This window comes from Chromobacterium sp. INPA-IVC, assembly GCF_059047085.1.
On sequence record NZ_JBTNLS010000008.1, the window covers coordinates 17,795 to 33,129 of the forward strand.

Below are 15,335 nucleotides of genomic sequence, written 5' to 3' on the forward strand. Positions count from 1 at the left end.
GTCATTCTTTCGTATCCGGCCGCCATTGGTATAGCGCGTCCGGACAGCGTTCCTCGTTATCCCGGCCGTCGCCCAGGCTCAGCAATGTGAAGCCATGCGCCTCGTAAAAGCGCCGCGCGCCGGCGTTGGCCTGAAACACGTACAATCGGCAGGCCCGTGCCCGTCCCGCCAAAACCCGTTGCAACAAAGCCGCGCCGATGCCCGCGCCTTGATGCCGCGCGGCGACATACAGCTGATCCAGCCACAGCAGGCCATCTTGCTCCGAGCAAGCGGCGAAGCCGGCGATCTCGCCGCCCCGCTCCGCCAGCCAGACATCGCCCGCCGGCAGCAACGAATCGGCGAACCAGGCATGCACCGCCGCGTCGCCATGCGCCAGCGGCGCGTACGGCATCTCGCGGCGGCAGGCCAGATAAATGCCTGCCAGCGCTTCGGCGTCGGCGGCTTGCGCGGCGCGGATGCAGAAGGTCATCGGCTGACGATCTTCATCAAGGTGGCGATAATGATGCGGATGTCTTCCCACAAATTATGGGTCTCGGCGTAGCGGACGTAATAGCCCAGCTTCTCCGGCAGCACCTCGTCGATATAGGCGCGCTCCGGATCGGCGGCGCGGCCCAGTATCTCGTTTTCATCGATCATCCGGATCGACGCCCAATCGGTGATGCCGGGGCGAACCGACAAGACGATGTCCTTCGCCTCATCCGGATAGTGGGCCACATACTTGGGCACTTCCGGCCGCGGACCGACCAGGCTCATGTCGCCGAACAGCACGTCGATCAGCTGCGGCAACTCGTCCAGCTTGGTCTTGCGCAGCAGGCGGCCGGCGCCGGTGACGCGGCTGTCCGCGCCGACGGTCAGCTGGCCCTGGCGCTCGGTGTCCACCTGCATGGTGCGGAACTTGTGGATGCGGAACAGCGTGCCGCTCCGTCCCACCCGCACCTGGCGGAAAAACACCGGCCCCGGCGAATCCAGCTTCACCCACAAGGCCACCGCCGCGAGCGGCAACGCCAGTACGATGAGGCCCGCGCCGGAAGCGGCGATGTCGAACAAGCGCTTTGCCAGCCGCGAACCATGACGGCGCGGCCGGCAGCAGGGCGGCAGCAATTCGCCGCCCTTTTTTTCCAACCGCTCGCTCATGCGCCCAGAATCTCGCGCACCGCGGCGATGACGCGGGTCTGGTCGTCATCGGTCATCCGGGTGTACAGCGGCAGCGTCACTTCGGCTTCAAAAGCGGCGTCGGCCACCGGGAATTGCTCGCGCGTCAGCTGGTAGCCGTCGCGCCATACCGGCTGGCGGTGCAGCGGGATGAAGTGCACCGAGCAGCCGATGCCCTTCTCCGCCATCTTGGCGATGAAATCGTCGCGCGACACGCCGGCCTCCGGCTTGATCCGCACCGGGTACAGGTGCCAGGCGTGGTTGCTGCCCTCGTCCTTGGCGCGCGCCGGCAGGATCAGCGGCAGGCCGGCCAGCTCGCGGTCGAAGCGCTGGGCCATGACTTCGCGTTTTTCGTAGAAGCCGCGGATCTTCCTCAGCTGATGGATGCCCATCGCCGCGGCGGTGTCCGGCATATTGTACTTGTAGCCCGGGGCCACCACTTCGTAGAACCAGGCCGGGGTCTTGGACACGTAGCGGTCGAAAGCGTCGCGGCTGATGCCGTGCAGGCGCATCACTTTGCAGCGGGCGATGATGTCCTTGTGCTTGGACACCACCATGCCGCCTTCGCCGGTGGTCATGGTCTTGTTGGCGTAGAAGCTGAATACCGTCACGTCGGAATCCAGCGTGCCGATCAGCTTGCCCTTGTAATAGGTGGGCATCGCGTGAGCGGCATCCTCGACGATCTTCAGGCCATGCTCGCGGGCGATGGCGATGATCTCGTCCATCTCGCAGGCGAGGCCGGCGAAGTGCACCGGGATAATGGCTTTGGTCTTGGCGGTGATCGCGGCTCGGATGGCGTCCGGGCGGATGTTGAACGTCGCGGCGTCCACATCCACGCACACCGGGTGCGCGCCCAAGTAGCGCACCACTTCGGCGGTGGCGGTGAAGGTGTAGGACGGCACGATCACTTCGTCGCCCTCGGTCACGCCGATGGCTTCCAGCGCCAGGTGCAGGCCGGCGGTGGCGGAATTCACCGCGATGGCCTCGACGCCGTCGCCGATGAAGGCCGCGAAGTCAGCCTCGAACTGCTTGGTCTTGGGACCGGTGGTGACCCAGCCCGATCTCAAAGCGTCGACCACTTCGTTGATCTCTTCCTCGCCGATATCCGGCAAGGCGAACGGCAGGAATTTCGTTTCGCTCATTGTTTTCTCTTTCGTCTTTGCGCGGCCGCGCTTGGCCGCCATCCATGTCCATCGCCGCGCGCCTCGCCCGCGGCCTGCAAAATCTTTTGTCGGGCGGAAGCCAAAGCGTTCCGCCATACCCATCAATTCACTGGCGATGCCTGGCGGACCGCCCGCACCGCGAGCCTCGGCCCTATCCTTGCAGCCGCACCGCGTCCAGAAAACGGCGCGCCAGCACCGCGTAATCGTGATTGGCCAGCACATAGGCCTTGCCGGCCGCGCCCATCGCCTCGCGCTCGGCCAGCGGCAGCACCGCCATCCGCTTGACCGCGTCGGCGATCACCGCCGGGTCTTCCACGCCTATGCTCAGGCCGGCGCCGGCATCCTTCACCATATCGTTGCCGGCCTCCACCGAGTGGATCACCGGCTTGCCCGCCATCATGTAGTCGAACAGCTTGTTCGGGTTGATGCCGAAGCGGTAGATCGGCAGCTTGCGCCAGCCGATGTACAGCGCGTCGCACTCGGCCAGGAAGGCGGGCACGCTGCGCTTGGCGATGGACGGCAAAAACATCACGTTGTCCAGCTTCAGCTCGGCGGCGCGCGCCACCAGCGCCTGCTTGTCCGGGCCGTCGCCCACCAGCACGAAAGTCACCGGCGCGTCGCGCATCAAGGCCGCTGCCTCCAGCAAATAATCCAGCGCGTTGGCCAAGCCATGGCCGCCAGCGTAGCCGACGAGGAAGCGCCCTCGAGCCTTCAATTCCGCCAGCCGCATCCGGTGCTCGGCGGACAAAGGCTGCGCCTCGCCCTGCCATTCGCCCACGTCCACGCCATTGGGGATCACCGCGTATTTTTCCGGCGCCATGCCGTGCGCCATCATGTAATCCCTGGCGCAGGGCAGCATCGACACCACGGTATCGGCGCGCCTATAGCCGAAATCCTCGGCCCACTGCAGCAGGCGGATGAACGGGTGCTTGGGCGACATGCCGCCCACCTCCACCGGCGTCAGCGGCCACAGGTCGTGCACCTCGTAGACCAGCCGGGCGCCGGTCTTGCCGGCGATCCACGCCGCCGGCACGGTGTCCAGCGGGTAGGTGGACGAGGCGATCACCACGTCCGGCTTCCACTCTTTCAGATAACGGCGCGACAAGCCCATGACCTTGGCCAGGAAGCTGAAGATGTTCAACACCCGGCCGACGCCGTTGCCTTCGTAAGGACGGGTCTTGCACCAGGTGTAGCGGATGCCGTCGATGTCCTCGTCCCGGTACTTGCCATCCACCTGCGGATGGGTCTGGCGCAGGTGCGACACGTCGGCCGCCAGCATGTTGACTTCGTGCCCGGCCTGCACCCATTCCCGCGCTAGGTAGTAGGGGCGGAATTCCATGCCGTGGCGCGGGCTGCCGGCGTAGTGGTTTATGTAGAGAATTTTCATGGATTACAACGTCGCGTACAGCTTGATCAGCTTGTCGGCCTCAGCCGCCCAGCTGTATTTATTGAGCACCGCCCGCTTGCCGGACTCGCCGAGCGCGCGCATGCGCGCCTCGTCGCCCAATAGCTCGTTGATGGCGGCGGAGATGGCGGCCGCGTCCTGCGGATCGACCAATACGCCGCAGCCGGCGTCGTCGACGATCTCGCGCCAGACCGGAAAGTCGCTGGCGATCACCGGCATGCCGGCGGCCATGTATTCGAACAGCTTGATCGGCAGCGCGTCCACGTAATTCGGCGTGGGGAACAGCGTCACCAGGCCGATCTTGCTCCTGGCCAGTACCTCGGCCACGCCCTTGCGGTCCAGCACGCCCAGGTCGTTGACCCGCGCCCAGCCCGGCTCGGCCGTCACCTTGGCGCGGAGATCGCTCTCGCTCCACGGCCCGGCCAGGTTCAGCCGGGTGGAGGTGCCCGGCAGCGCGGCGACGATGGGCTCGATGCCGCGGATGCGGCTGATGCCGCCGATGTAGCACACCTCGTTGCGGCGGCTTTCCCACGGCGTGTCGCGCACCAGCTCTTCCAGAATCGGGAAGTTGCACACGTCCAGCGCGTTGGCGCCCAGCTTTTCGAAGCGTTTGCGGATGTGCGGGGTGGAGGTGACGATGGCGTCAAAGCGGCGCGCCGCCCAGTCTTCCAGCGTTTCGAAGCCGCCGGACACCAGCGGGCGCACCGCGCCGGGTATCCAGTGCTTGGCCAGAATCTGGCGCGGCACGTCCTCGTGCACGTCGTACACCACCTTGATGCCGGCCTGCTTCAGGCGCACGCCGGCGGGAATCAGCTCCGGGTCGTGGAAATGGACCACGTCCGGCCGCAGCTTCAGCGCGGCCTGGTAGACGCGCTTGACGGTGCCGGTCATCCGCGACAGGCGGCCGCCGGTTTTGGGGCCGACATCGTGGATGCGCACGCCGTTGCGGATTTCCTCGCCCTGGCCGTCGGCGACGATCAGCGTCACCTCATGGCCGGCCGCCGCCAGCGAGCTGCACTCCTTGACGAAGATGCGGATGTCGTGGCGCGGATGGGCAGAGGTCAGGTGGGCTATTTTCATCAGGTTCAAACCTTGTTGGCGGCCAGTTCGCGGATCAAGTCGGCGAAGCCGGCCATATTGGCCTGGTGCAGCGCCTTGGCCGCCACCAGGCCGCGGTTGATCTCGGCGGCGGCGCCCAGCGCCGCGTCGTCCTCGGCCTTGATCATCGCGCGGCACAGCTCGGGCCCCAGCCGCTCGACGTCCTCGGCGATCATGCCGTTGAGGCCGTCTATCACCCATTCGCCATTGGCCGGCAGATTGGACAGCAGCGGCAGGCAGCCATGGCCCATCGCCTCCATCAGGCTGACGCTGGTAGCGTCCGAGCGCGGCACGCTGACGAAAACGCGCGACTCGGCGTACAGCTTGCCCAACGCGGCGCTGTCGACGAAGCCGGCGAATTCGACGCGCTGGAGGCCGAGCGAAGCCGCCAGCCGTTTCAAATTATCGGTTTCGCCGCCGCTGGCGGCGACGACCAGATTCCAGTCGGCGCAGCAGCCGCTCTTCTCCACCTCGGCCCAACCCTTGAGGATGGCGTCTATGCGGTACAGCGGCTTGTGCAGCCGGCATGACAGCACCTGCTTCTTCTTGGCCTGGACAACAGGCTCCGGCGGCAGCCCGTCGATGCCGTAACTCAGCAGGCTGATGCGGCAATCGCCGGCCAGCTCGCGGATCTTCGCCGCCATGTACAAGGAATCCGACGTGATCGCGGCGGCGGCCTTGAGATTGCCGCGCACCATCGCCCGCAGCAGCTGGTTCTGGTCGGGCAGCAGCAGCACGTCCGAGCCCCAGGCGGTCAGCAACATCGGAATCTTCGAACCGGCCAGCGCGCGGCGGGCGTGCCAGGCCACGCTGTTGGCCTGGTGGACGTGGACCACGCCGGGCTTCACCTCGGCGATCCAGTCCTGGAGCCGGCCGGCGGTGGACCAGGCCTTCAGGCTGAAATCGACGCGCAACTCGCCTTTCAGGTTGGCCGGACGGCGCTCCGCCGGCACATCTCCGTTGCAGGCCAGATACAGCTCATCCACATGCGGCGCGATGCCAGCCAGAAAACGCCAGGTGTGGATCGAGGCAGAGCCCGCCACCAGCAGGCGGGCGATCTTGTCAGTCATTGGCCCAGGCCTCGTACAGGCGGTGCAGCTCCGGACTCTGCGCCAGCCACTCTGCATCGCCGTCGCGGGTGTCGCCGACTACCCGCGCCGGATTGCCGGCCAGGATGGCGAAATCCGGATACTCGCCGGCCGGCACGAAGCTGTAGGCCGACACGATGCTGCCCTTGCCCAGCTCGACGCCCGGCATCAGCACCGAGTGCGGGCCGATGAAGCTGTACGCCCCCAGCCGGGTGGATTTCTTCAGATAGCCGACGTGGTTGTCGCGCGTCAGGTATTCGCGGCCGTACAAACGGATCGCCACATGGCTGGAGTGGGTCAATACCGACACGTAGTTGGTGATCTGGCAGCCCTCGCCTATGTACAGGCCGCCGGAAGCGTCGACCAGGTTGAAATGGCCGATGTAGACATTGTCCTCGACCATCAGTTTGTCGATGTGTTCGATGCGCGTCATGTTGGAGACGCGGGTGCGTTTGAGGAATACGCCATCGCCGCGATGGAAGCCGTACACCATCCGCGGACGCACCCATGCCGACAACCGGAAACGGATACGGCTGAGAATTCCGTGCAAGTTCATCGTGCCGCCTTATAAAGCCAGGTGAAGTAAGCAAGGAAATAGCCGGCCATCACGACCGACACCAGTTGGAACGTGGCCACCGCATCCTGCCAGAGATGGAAGCCAAGCCACAACGACCCGAGGAACAGCACGGCCTGCACCAGGGACAGGAAAAACGCGAAGCGCTGGCGATTGATCACCGGCGGCACCATGCCCAGCGGCGAGGCGACGAAATGGAACAGGATGTACAGCGACATCGCCTCGGCGTAGCGGCCGGCCTCGGCCCAGTTATGGCCGAACACCAGCGTGAACAAGGGCTCGCCGAAAATCTGGATCACCAGGAAGGGAAACAGCGACATGCCGAACAGCGTCAGCATCATCTTGCGCAGAATGGGACGCAGCGGCTTGCCCAGATTGCGCGCCTCGGCCAGCTCGCGGTAGGCCACCTGGGCCACTGCCTGGCCGATCAAGGCCGCCGGCAGCTTCAGCACCCGCATCATCAGGCCGTAGAAGCCGACGGCGGAGGTGCTGGCCAGCACGGTCAGCACCGCCAGGGTGGCGGAGTCCAGCAGCGCCGTGCTCAAGGCATGCGGCGCGTTGATCTTGGGAAACTCGATATAGGCGATCGCCGCCTCGCGCATGCCCTGGCGGCTGACGCCGCGCCGCCAGCCCAGCCGGCTTTTCAGATCCTGCCAGCTCTGCGCCAGCAGCGAGCCGATCTGGCCGGCCAACTGGCCCAGGATCAGGCCGCCGGCGCCGGCGCCCAGCCAGCCGGCCAGCACCTGGGTGCCGGCCATGCCGAAGGACTGGGTCATGCGGCCGTTGGCGTTGGCCTGGTAGCGGCGGTGGCGGTTGTTCCAGTTGGTCCAGGCCTGCATCAGGCCGGCCAGCCACACCGACAGCGGCAGCAGCACCAGCCAGGACTCCAGCTCCGGCGCACCCAGATGGGCGGCGATATGGGAGTGGCCGCCCATCAGCACCACCAGGCCGATCAACAAAGCCAGCGCGCTGGAGCACAGCAACGACAAGCCCATCAGATTGTCGGCGCGCCGCTCGTCGGCGGGCAGCACGATGGCCATCTCGTAGCGGGCGGTGGCCAGCACCGCCAGCGTCGACATCCACGACACGTACACCGCCTGGATGCCCACCTCGTGCGGGTCGTACAGCCGGGTGATCAGCGGCGAGGCCAGCAGCGGCACCACCTGGGCCACCGCCGCCCCGGTCACCAGGGTGATGATGTGGCGGATGAAACCGCTTTTAGGCACGCGCAGCGACGACAATGACACCATCCGCTCAGCCCAGCGCCTTCTTCACCGCGGCGACGATGGCGTCCTGCGCCTCTTCCCTCAGGAAGGGATGCATCGGCAAGCTCATCACGCGGCGGCCGGCGGCCTCGGACAGCGGGAAGCTGCCCTCGCCATGGCCCAGGTGGGCGAAAGCCGGCTGCAGGTGCAGCGGGATCGGGTAGTGGACGGCGGTCGGCACGCCCAGCTCCTTGAGCTTAGCCTGCACCGCCTCGCGCTCGTCCACCTCGATGGTGTACTGCGCGTAGACGTGGGTGTTGCCGGCGCCGATCACCGGCACCCGGGCCACATCCTTCAGCAAGTCGCTGTAGCGGGCGCCGATGCGCTCGCGGGCGGCGACTTCGTCGGCGAAGCTGGGCAGCTTGGCCAGCAGCACCGCGGCCTGGATGGTGTCCAGGCGGCCGTTCAGGCCGATGACCGGATGATGGTAGCGGCGATCCTGGCCGTGCACACGGATCTCGCGGATCTTCTTCGCCAGCGCGTCGTCGCTGGTGAACACCGCGCCGCCGTCGCCGTAGCAGCCCAAGGGCTTGCTGGGGAAGAAGCTGGTGCAGCCGATGGTGGACAGGTTGCCGGATTGCTTGCCGTTCTGGCTGGAGCCGAAGCTCTGCGCGCCGTCCTCGATCACTGGGATGCCGTGCTTGTCGGCGATGGCGTTGATCGCGGCGAAGTCGGCCGCCTGGCCGTACAGGCTGACCGGCATGATGGCGCGGGTGCGCGGCGTGATCGCCGCCTCCAGCAGGTTCGGGTCCAGGTTGTAGCTGATCGGGTCGATGTCGACGAACACCGGCTTGGCGCCCAAGAGGGCGATCATCTCGCCGGTGGCGATGAAGGTGAACGGCGTGGTGATCACCTCGTCGCCGGGGCCGATGCCCAAAGCCATCATCGCGATCAGCAGCGCCTTGGTGCCGTCGCAAACGCCGATGGCGTGCTTGGCGCCGGTGTAGGCCGCCAGCTGCTCCTCCACCTCCTTCACTTCCGGCCCCATGATGTACTGGCCGTGATCCAGCACCGCATGGATGCGGGCGTCGATGTCGGCTTTCAGATGCTGGTATTGCGCTTTCAGATCGATGAACTGGATGGACATAAGAGGATCAACCCCGAATCAATATTTTGGAAAATCGCGCGGCGGCGGCCCATCCCCAACGATGGGGAGCCGCCCTGGACAAGCCGCGCGGGCGGCGCTTACTCGCCGCTCTTGATCGGCGTGCAGTGATTGCCGCCGACCTCGTAATGAATGCCGCACACCGGGCAGGAGTGGGTGCCGATGTCGTTGGACAGGCGCTCGCCGCACGAGCACATCCAGCCGATGCGCTTGGCCGGCGTGCCCACCATCAGCGCGTAGGCCGGCACGTCGCGGGTGACCACCGCGCCGGCGCCGATGAAGGCGTACTCGCCCACCGTGTGGCCGCAGACGATGGTGGCGTTAGCGCCGATGGACGCACCCTTCTTCACCACCGTGCGGCGGTATTCGTTCTTGCGGTTGACGTGGCTGCGCGGATTGTTGACGTTGGTGAACACCATGGACGGGCCGCAGAACACGTCATCCTCCAGCGTCACCGCGTCGTAGATCGACACATTGTTCTGCACCTTGACGTTGTCGCCGATCAGCACGTCGTTGCCGACGAACACGTTCTGGCCGAAGGAGCAGCCCTTGCCGATCTTCGCGCCGCCGCAAATGTGCACCCAGTGCCAGACGCGGGTGCCCTCGCCCAGGGTGGCGCCTTCGTCGACGATGGCGCTGGGGTGGATGGTGGCAGTCATGTGCGGAACCTCGTTCGTCAAATCAGTAATCCAGCGGCAGGCTGACGCGGCGGCCGTCGCGGGCCGACAGATACATCGCGATCAACAGCTCCAGCGACTTCAAGCCCTCGCGGCCGTCGGTTTCCGGCGTGGCTTCGCCGCGCATGGTCTTGATCACGTTGTCGTAGTACAGCGGGTGGCCGAAGCCGTAGACGCTGGTGGTCGCGTAGCTGGCTTTCTTGATGTCTTCGTCCATCGCGTGCGGCTCGGCGAATTCCCAGTGCTGGATTTCGTTGACGGCCATGCCGCCGACGCGCACCGAGCCCTTTTCGCCCAGGATGGTGATGCTGCCTTCCAGATTCTTCGGATAAGTCAGCATGGTGACGTTCATGCTGCCCAGCGCGCCGGAGCGCCATTTGACGCTGACGGTGCCGGTGTCTTCCACCTCGATGTTGCGCGCCAGCGTGGCGGTGTAGGCCTGCACGCTTTCCACCGGGCCGATCAGCCAGTCCAGCAGGTCGACGTAATGGCTGGCCTGATTCATGAAGGCGCCGCCGTCGAATTCCCAGGTGCCGCGCCAGCCGGCCGCGTCGTAGTACTCCTGCGGACGGGTCCAGAACACATTGACGTTGACCATGTAGATGCGGCCGAAGCGCTTCTCCGTCATCGCGCGCTTCAACAGCTGCAGTGTGTCGTTGCGGCGGTTCTGCTTGACCACGAACAGGTGTCGGTTCGCCTTGTCGGCGGCCTTGACCATCTCCAGGCCGTCTTCCCAGCGGGTGGCCATCGGCTTCTCGGTCATCACGTGGAAGCCGGCTTCGGAACATTGGATGCTCTGGCTCGGATGCAGGCCGGACGGCGTGGTCAGGATGACGATGTCGGCGTTGGTCTGCGCCAGCATGTCGGTCAGGCTGGCGTGGCCGCGGGCGCCGGTGCGCTCGACGGCCGCCTTCAGCGCGGCCGGGTCGATGTCGCAGACGTCGACCAGCTCGGCGCGGTCGGCGTGCTTCTCCAGCGCGCCGAAGTGGTTGTTGGCGATGCGGCCGCAGCCGACCAGGGCGAAGCGGATCTTGCGATCGGCAATCGGAGGAATCACTATCATCTGAACGTCCAGTAACGTACTGAATACACCAGTATCTTCAAATATTCGGTCAGCACCGCGCCGGCTTCATACCAGGCCAGGCTGTGGTACAGGTCGTTGCCCGGGTACACGATGTGCATGCCCCAGTCCACTTCCGGCCAGGCCTGGCGGAAGGTTTCCAGCGCCCGCCGCGAATGAAACCACGAGGTCACCAGCGTGATCCGCTTGGGCTGGTGGGAGGCCAGCGCCTGCCGGGTGAACTCGGCGTTCTGCCGCGTGTTCCTGGACTGGCACTCATAGCCTATCTTCCCGCGCGGCACGCCGGCCATCTGCAGCCGCTTCACAATCAACAGGCAATCGCCTTCGCCGCTGACGAAGACGAAAGGCGCGCGGCCCTGATGGTACAGTTCCGCCGCGCCTATCACTCGCTCGCCGCTTTCCCCGCCCAGCACCACGATCCAGTCCGCGCGCGGCTGGGGCGCCTCGGCCACCAGCCAGCTCTTGGAATAGCGGATCAGCGGCGTCATCGCCAGCACGGCCAGCAGCGCGAGCGCGCCCAGCGCCGCCAGCCACGCTCCCGCCCGGGGAAAGCGCCCTTGCACGCCTTAAGCCTTGACGATGTGCTCGGCAGGCTCCAGGTACTTGCCGCGGCTGTCGACCACCAGTTGGGCCTTGGCCTTGATCAGCTCGTAGTCGAACTTGTCGTGGTCGGTGGCCAGCAGCACGCAGTCGTAGCCGGCGATGGACTCGGCGCTCAGCGGCACGCTCTTCAGATCGAACGCATGTTCGCGCATCTTCGGGAACACCGGCACGTGCGGATCGCTGTACGCCACTTCGGCGCCCAGGTCGCGCAGTTTTTCCATCAGGAACACCGACGGGCTTTCGCGCATGTCGTCGACGTTCTTCTTGTAGGCGATGCCCAGCACCAGCACGCGGCTGCCGTTGATGGATTTCTTGCGCAGGTTCAGCGCGGAGGCCACCTTGGACACCACGTAGTCCGGCATATTGCTGTTCACTTCGCCGGCCAGTTCGATGAAGCGGGTGTTGACGCCGTACTCGCGCGCCTTCCAGGTCAGGTAGAACGGGTCGATCGGGATGCAGTGGCCGCCCAGACCCGGGCCCGGATAGTAGGGCACGAAGCCGAAGGGCTTGGTGGCCGCGGCGCGGATCACTTCGTGGATGTCGATGCCCATCCGGTCGGCGACGATCTTCATCTCGTTGACCAGGCCGATGTTGACCGCGCGGTGGATGTTCTCCAGCAGCTTGGTCATTTCGGCGGCGCGGGTGGACGACACCGGCACCACCTTGTCGATCACCGCGCTGTACAGCGCGACGCCGATTTCCTGGCAGGCTTCGGTGACGCCGCCGCACACCTTGGGAATGGTGCGGGTGGTGAAGTCGGGATTGCCCGGATCTTCGCGCTCCGGCGAGAACACCAGGAAGGCGTTGTCGCCCACCTTCAGGCCGCGCGATTCCATGCGCGGCAGCAGTTCTTCGTCGGTGGTGCCCGGATAGGTGGTGGACTCCAGCGACACCAGATGGCCTTCGCGCAGATAAGGCACCAGGCTGTCGATGGTGTTCAGCACGAAGGACAGGTCCGGCTCGCGGTACTTGTTCAGCGGCGTCGGCACGCACAGGATCAGCGTGTCGGCTTCGCCGGCGCGGGAGAAGTCGGTGGTGGCTTCGAAGCCGCGGGTCAGGGCGGTGGCGATGCTGTCGGCGGAAATGTGCTCGATGTAGCTGTTGCCGGCCATCAGGGCATCGACCTTGCTCTTGTCGATGTCGAAGCCCAGAACCTTGTAGCCGACCTCGGCGAAACGCAGCATCAGCGGCAGGCCGACATAGCCCAGACCCACGATGCCGATCACAGCGGATTTGTCCGCGATACGATTGAGCAGTTGCTGCTTGATCACGATGAAAGTCCCAACAGGATGTAAAAGCTTGAGCGGCAGACGCCCGTCTGCCGCCCGGTCATTCGGTACTCAGGTATAAGGTACTGCCACGTCTGACCCGGGCCTCGGGCCCGAAACCGGCGCTCGATGCGCGCGCAACTTGGCATTATACGCCGCGTTGCGCCGGCTTTTGGGTAAGCAAACGTAACCACCGCGCGCTTTTCGCGGCGGATTTGTCCTGGCTCAGATCAACAGGTGCCCGGCGGTCTGCTGGTTGGTCTGCTTCAGCCGGTTGACGAACTCGCCGAACTCCAACCCGAAGCGCCCCTCCAGCTCGTCGGCGCGCTTTTTCAGCGCCTCCCACTGCGTCAGCGTCGGGCTCTGGCGGAAGGCGATCACCGCGACGTTGCCGTGGGTAGCGGCAGGCAGTTCGATCACCCGCCCCTCGAAAACGTTCAACAAGCGTTCGATGAAAGCCTGGTAGCGCTTGTCGCCGCTCCACCAATTGGTGACGAACACGCCCTTGGGGCTCAGCGCGCGCTTGCAGTCCTCGAAGAAGTCTTCCGTCGTCAGCGCGTCGACGATCTGCAGGCCGTCGAAGCCATCCACCAGGATGGCGTCGGTGGAGCCGCGGAAGATCTTCACGTAGTCGGCGCCGTCGGCCTCGACGATCTCGAAGAAATCGCCCTCCTCCGGCAGCTGGAAAAAGGCGCGCGCCACCGCGATCACCTGCGGGTTGATATCCACCGCCACGCTGACGGCGTCCGGCAGGTACTCATCGATGAAGCGGGCGAAAGAGCCGCCGCCCAGGCCGATCTGCAGGATGTGCTTGGGATCGTCGTTCCACAGCAGGAAGCCCATCATCGCCCGGCTGTAGGACAGCACCAGATCCGGCGGATCGTCCAGATCCATCGAGCTCTGTATCGTTTCCGAGCCCAGGTGCAGCGAACGGATATTGCCCTCTTCCGAGATCTCCACCTCCGGCATCGCCTCCACCGCCGGCCGCACGCGGCGGCGGAACGGGTGCAGCGCTCTACGCGCCACAGCCGGACTCCTTGGCGCGGGAGTCCAGGATGCTGATGGTGCGCTTCGGCGCCGCCTCGGCCGCGTCGTCCGCATCCGGCGCCGGATCGCGGAATTCTTCCTTGTCGAAAGCGGTGTCGCCGTCGGCGAACGGCGCGTCGCCGGTTTTCAGCGACGCGAAATCGTACAGCTTGGTGTCGGCCAGATGCGACGGGACGACGTTTTGCAGCGCGCGGAACATGCTCTCGACGCGGCCGGGGAAACGCTTGTCCCAGTCGTTGACCATCTCCTTGACCACCTGGCGCTGCAGATTGGGCTGCGAGCCGCACAGATTGCACGGGATGATCGGAAATTCTTTCAAATCGGCGTAGCGGATGATGTCCTTCTCGCGGCAATAGGCCAGCGGGCGGATCACCATGTGGCGGCCGTCGTCGGACACCAGCTTCGGCGGCATCGCCTTCATCTTGCCGCCGTAGAACATGTTCAGGAACAGCGTGTGCAGGATGTCGTCGCGGTGGTGGCCCAGCGCGATCTTGGTGGCGCCCAGCTCGTCGGCCACGCGGTACAGGATGCCGCGGCGCAGGCGCGAGCACAGGCTGCAGGTGGTCTTGCCTTCCGGCACCAGCCGCTTGACGATGGAGTAGGTGTCTTCCTCGACGATGCGGTACTCGACGCCGATGGATTCCAGGTATTGCGGCAGCACGTGCTCGGGGAAGCCCGGCTGCTTCTGGTCCAGATTGACCGCGACGATGGAGAAGTCGATCGGCGCGGACTTCTGCAGGCCCAGCAGGATGTCCAGCAAGGTATAGCTGTCCTTGCCGCCCGACAGGCAGACCATCACGCGGTCGCCCTCTTCGATCATGTTGAAATCATTGATGGCGTCACCGACATGGTGGCGCAGGCGCTTGGCCAGTTTGTTGCCTTCAAACGCGGCCTTCTTGGCCTTGTCGTCGAGCGCGGCGTTCAGTTCGGACATGGGTACGGCTAAGAAATTGAAAAACAGGCGATTTTACCGTTTCCCGCCGCCAAAATCCATGGCGGCGGAAAACCGTCACAACACGATGCCGCGGCCGCCATCCACCGCCAGTATCTGGCCGGTGACGTAAGTCGCGTCCAGCAGCAGGAAAGCCACCGCGCGGGCGATGTCTTCCGGCACGCCGGTGCGCCGCAGCGGTATGCTCGCCTCGATCGCTTCGCGCCCCGCCGTGTCGAACGAAGCCTCGCTCTCCGGCCACAAATTGACGCCCGGCGCCACGCCGTTGACCCGCACCGCCGGCGCCAGCTCGATCGCCAGGCTGCGGATCAGCTGGGCGTGGCCGGCCTTGGCCAGGTTGTACACCACATGCCGCGCCATCGGCCTGTCGACATGGATGTCGGCGATGCCGACGATGGCGCCGCCGCGCCTCGTCAGCTCCGGCGCCAGCGCCTGGCTCAGGAACAGCGGCGCCTTCAGATTGCTGCCCATCAGATCATGCCAGGCCGCTTCGTCGATCTTCCCCACTTCCGTCGGAAAGAAACTGGACGCGTTGTTGACCAGGCCGTCCAGCCGGCCAAAGGCCGCCACCGCTCGCGCCGCCAGCTCCGGCAGCGCCGCCGCGTCCAGCAGATCGGCCTGGGCCAGTTTGGCGCTGTCCGGCCGAATCGCGTTCAATTCCGCCGCCAGCGCCTCGGCCTCGGCGCGCGAGCCGCGGTAGTGCAACACCAGCCTCAGCCCGCGCGCGTGCAGCAGCCGGGCGATGCCCGCTCCCACCCGGCGCGCGGCGCCGGTGATCAGGACCACGCGCTCATCTTGTTGTCGCTCTGTTAGCATTGCTTCCTCGAATCGAATTCCTCGCCCCTTCACGGGCGCTG

The 15,335-nt window shown here is 65.6% G+C and carries 16 protein-coding genes; all 16 read right to left on the reverse strand.

All coding sequences use genetic code 11. The features are described 5' to 3' along the window. Position 1 precedes the first annotated feature (1 nt). The gene (locus tag ACX17K_RS15695) at positions 2-469 is read right to left on the reverse strand and encodes a GNAT family N-acetyltransferase (RefSeq protein ID WP_493775549.1); all 468 of its coding nucleotides are present in this window, start codon (positions 467-469) and stop codon (positions 2-4) included. Then, positions 466-1,134 carry a sugar transferase gene (locus ACX17K_RS15700; protein WP_493775550.1) on the reverse strand — a complete coding sequence of 223 codons (669 nt, stop codon included), beginning with the start codon at positions 1,132-1,134 and terminating at the stop codon, positions 466-468. The genes ACX17K_RS15695 and ACX17K_RS15700 overlap by 4 nt, the downstream gene beginning before the upstream one ends. Further along, a complete protein-coding gene (locus ACX17K_RS15705) occupies positions 1,131-2,294 on the reverse strand; it encodes a DegT/DnrJ/EryC1/StrS family aminotransferase (protein WP_493775551.1) in 1,164 nt (387 codons plus the stop codon). Before ACX17K_RS15705 ends, ACX17K_RS15700 begins: the two co-directional genes overlap by 4 nt. Before the next feature lie 172 nt (positions 2,295-2,466). Further along, the gene (locus tag ACX17K_RS15710; RefSeq protein WP_493775552.1) at positions 2,467-3,702 is read right to left on the reverse strand and encodes a glycosyltransferase family 4 protein; all 1,236 of its coding nucleotides are present in this window, start codon (positions 3,700-3,702) and stop codon (positions 2,467-2,469) included. A gap of 3 nt (positions 3,703-3,705) precedes the next feature. Further along, entirely contained in the window at positions 3,706-4,800 is a 1,095-nt protein-coding gene (locus ACX17K_RS15715; protein ID WP_046157461.1) for a glycosyltransferase family 4 protein, read from the reverse strand. Between the two features lie 5 nt (positions 4,801-4,805). Further along, positions 4,806-5,888 carry a glycosyltransferase gene (locus ACX17K_RS15720; RefSeq protein ID WP_493775553.1) on the reverse strand — a complete coding sequence of 361 codons (1,083 nt, stop codon included), beginning with the start codon at positions 5,886-5,888 and terminating at the stop codon, positions 4,806-4,808. Then, the gene (locus tag ACX17K_RS15725; protein ID WP_493775554.1) at positions 5,881-6,462 is read right to left on the reverse strand and encodes an acyltransferase; all 582 of its coding nucleotides are present in this window, start codon (positions 6,460-6,462) and stop codon (positions 5,881-5,883) included. Before ACX17K_RS15725 ends, ACX17K_RS15720 begins: the two co-directional genes overlap by 8 nt. After that, positions 6,459-7,730: a lipopolysaccharide biosynthesis protein gene (locus ACX17K_RS15730; RefSeq protein WP_493775555.1), complete on the reverse strand. Its 1,272-nt coding sequence runs from the start codon at positions 7,728-7,730 to the stop codon at positions 6,459-6,461. The genes ACX17K_RS15725 and ACX17K_RS15730 overlap by 4 nt, the downstream gene beginning before the upstream one ends. Before the next feature lie 4 nt (positions 7,731-7,734). Further along, positions 7,735-8,832 (reverse strand): DegT/DnrJ/EryC1/StrS family aminotransferase, encoded by a 1,098-nt coding sequence (locus ACX17K_RS15735; protein WP_493775556.1) that lies wholly within the window; start codon positions 8,830-8,832, stop codon positions 7,735-7,737. A gap of 98 nt (positions 8,833-8,930) precedes the next feature. Further along, positions 8,931-9,509: an acyltransferase gene (locus ACX17K_RS15740; RefSeq protein ID WP_493775557.1), complete on the reverse strand. Its 579-nt coding sequence runs from the start codon at positions 9,507-9,509 to the stop codon at positions 8,931-8,933. Between the two features lie 22 nt (positions 9,510-9,531). Beyond that, complete coding sequence (locus ACX17K_RS15745) at positions 9,532-10,590, reverse strand: Gfo/Idh/MocA family protein (RefSeq protein ID WP_493775558.1); 1,059 nt, start codon at positions 10,588-10,590, stop codon at positions 9,532-9,534. Continuing rightward, the gene (locus tag ACX17K_RS15750) at positions 10,587-11,171 is read right to left on the reverse strand and encodes a YdcF family protein (protein ID WP_493775559.1); all 585 of its coding nucleotides are present in this window, start codon (positions 11,169-11,171) and stop codon (positions 10,587-10,589) included. The genes ACX17K_RS15745 and ACX17K_RS15750 overlap by 4 nt, the downstream gene beginning before the upstream one ends. 3 nt (positions 11,172-11,174) lie before the next feature. Beyond that, positions 11,175-12,485 carry a nucleotide sugar dehydrogenase gene (locus tag ACX17K_RS15755; protein ID WP_493775742.1) on the reverse strand — a complete coding sequence of 437 codons (1,311 nt, stop codon included), beginning with the start codon at positions 12,483-12,485 and terminating at the stop codon, positions 11,175-11,177. 219 nt (positions 12,486-12,704) lie between these two features. After that, entirely contained in the window at positions 12,705-13,505 is an 801-nt protein-coding gene (locus ACX17K_RS15760; protein WP_021477413.1) for a polyamine aminopropyltransferase, read from the reverse strand. Continuing rightward, entirely contained in the window at positions 13,495-14,460 is a 966-nt protein-coding gene (ttcA, locus tag ACX17K_RS15765; protein ID WP_231154880.1) for a tRNA 2-thiocytidine(32) synthetase TtcA, read from the reverse strand. The genes ACX17K_RS15760 and ttcA overlap by 11 nt, the downstream gene beginning before the upstream one ends. Positions 14,461-14,535: 75 nt before the next feature. Further along, positions 14,536-15,294 carry a pteridine reductase gene (locus tag ACX17K_RS15770; RefSeq protein WP_493775560.1) on the reverse strand — a complete coding sequence of 253 codons (759 nt, stop codon included), beginning with the start codon at positions 15,292-15,294 and terminating at the stop codon, positions 14,536-14,538. Positions 15,295-15,335: the final 41 nt, after the last annotated feature.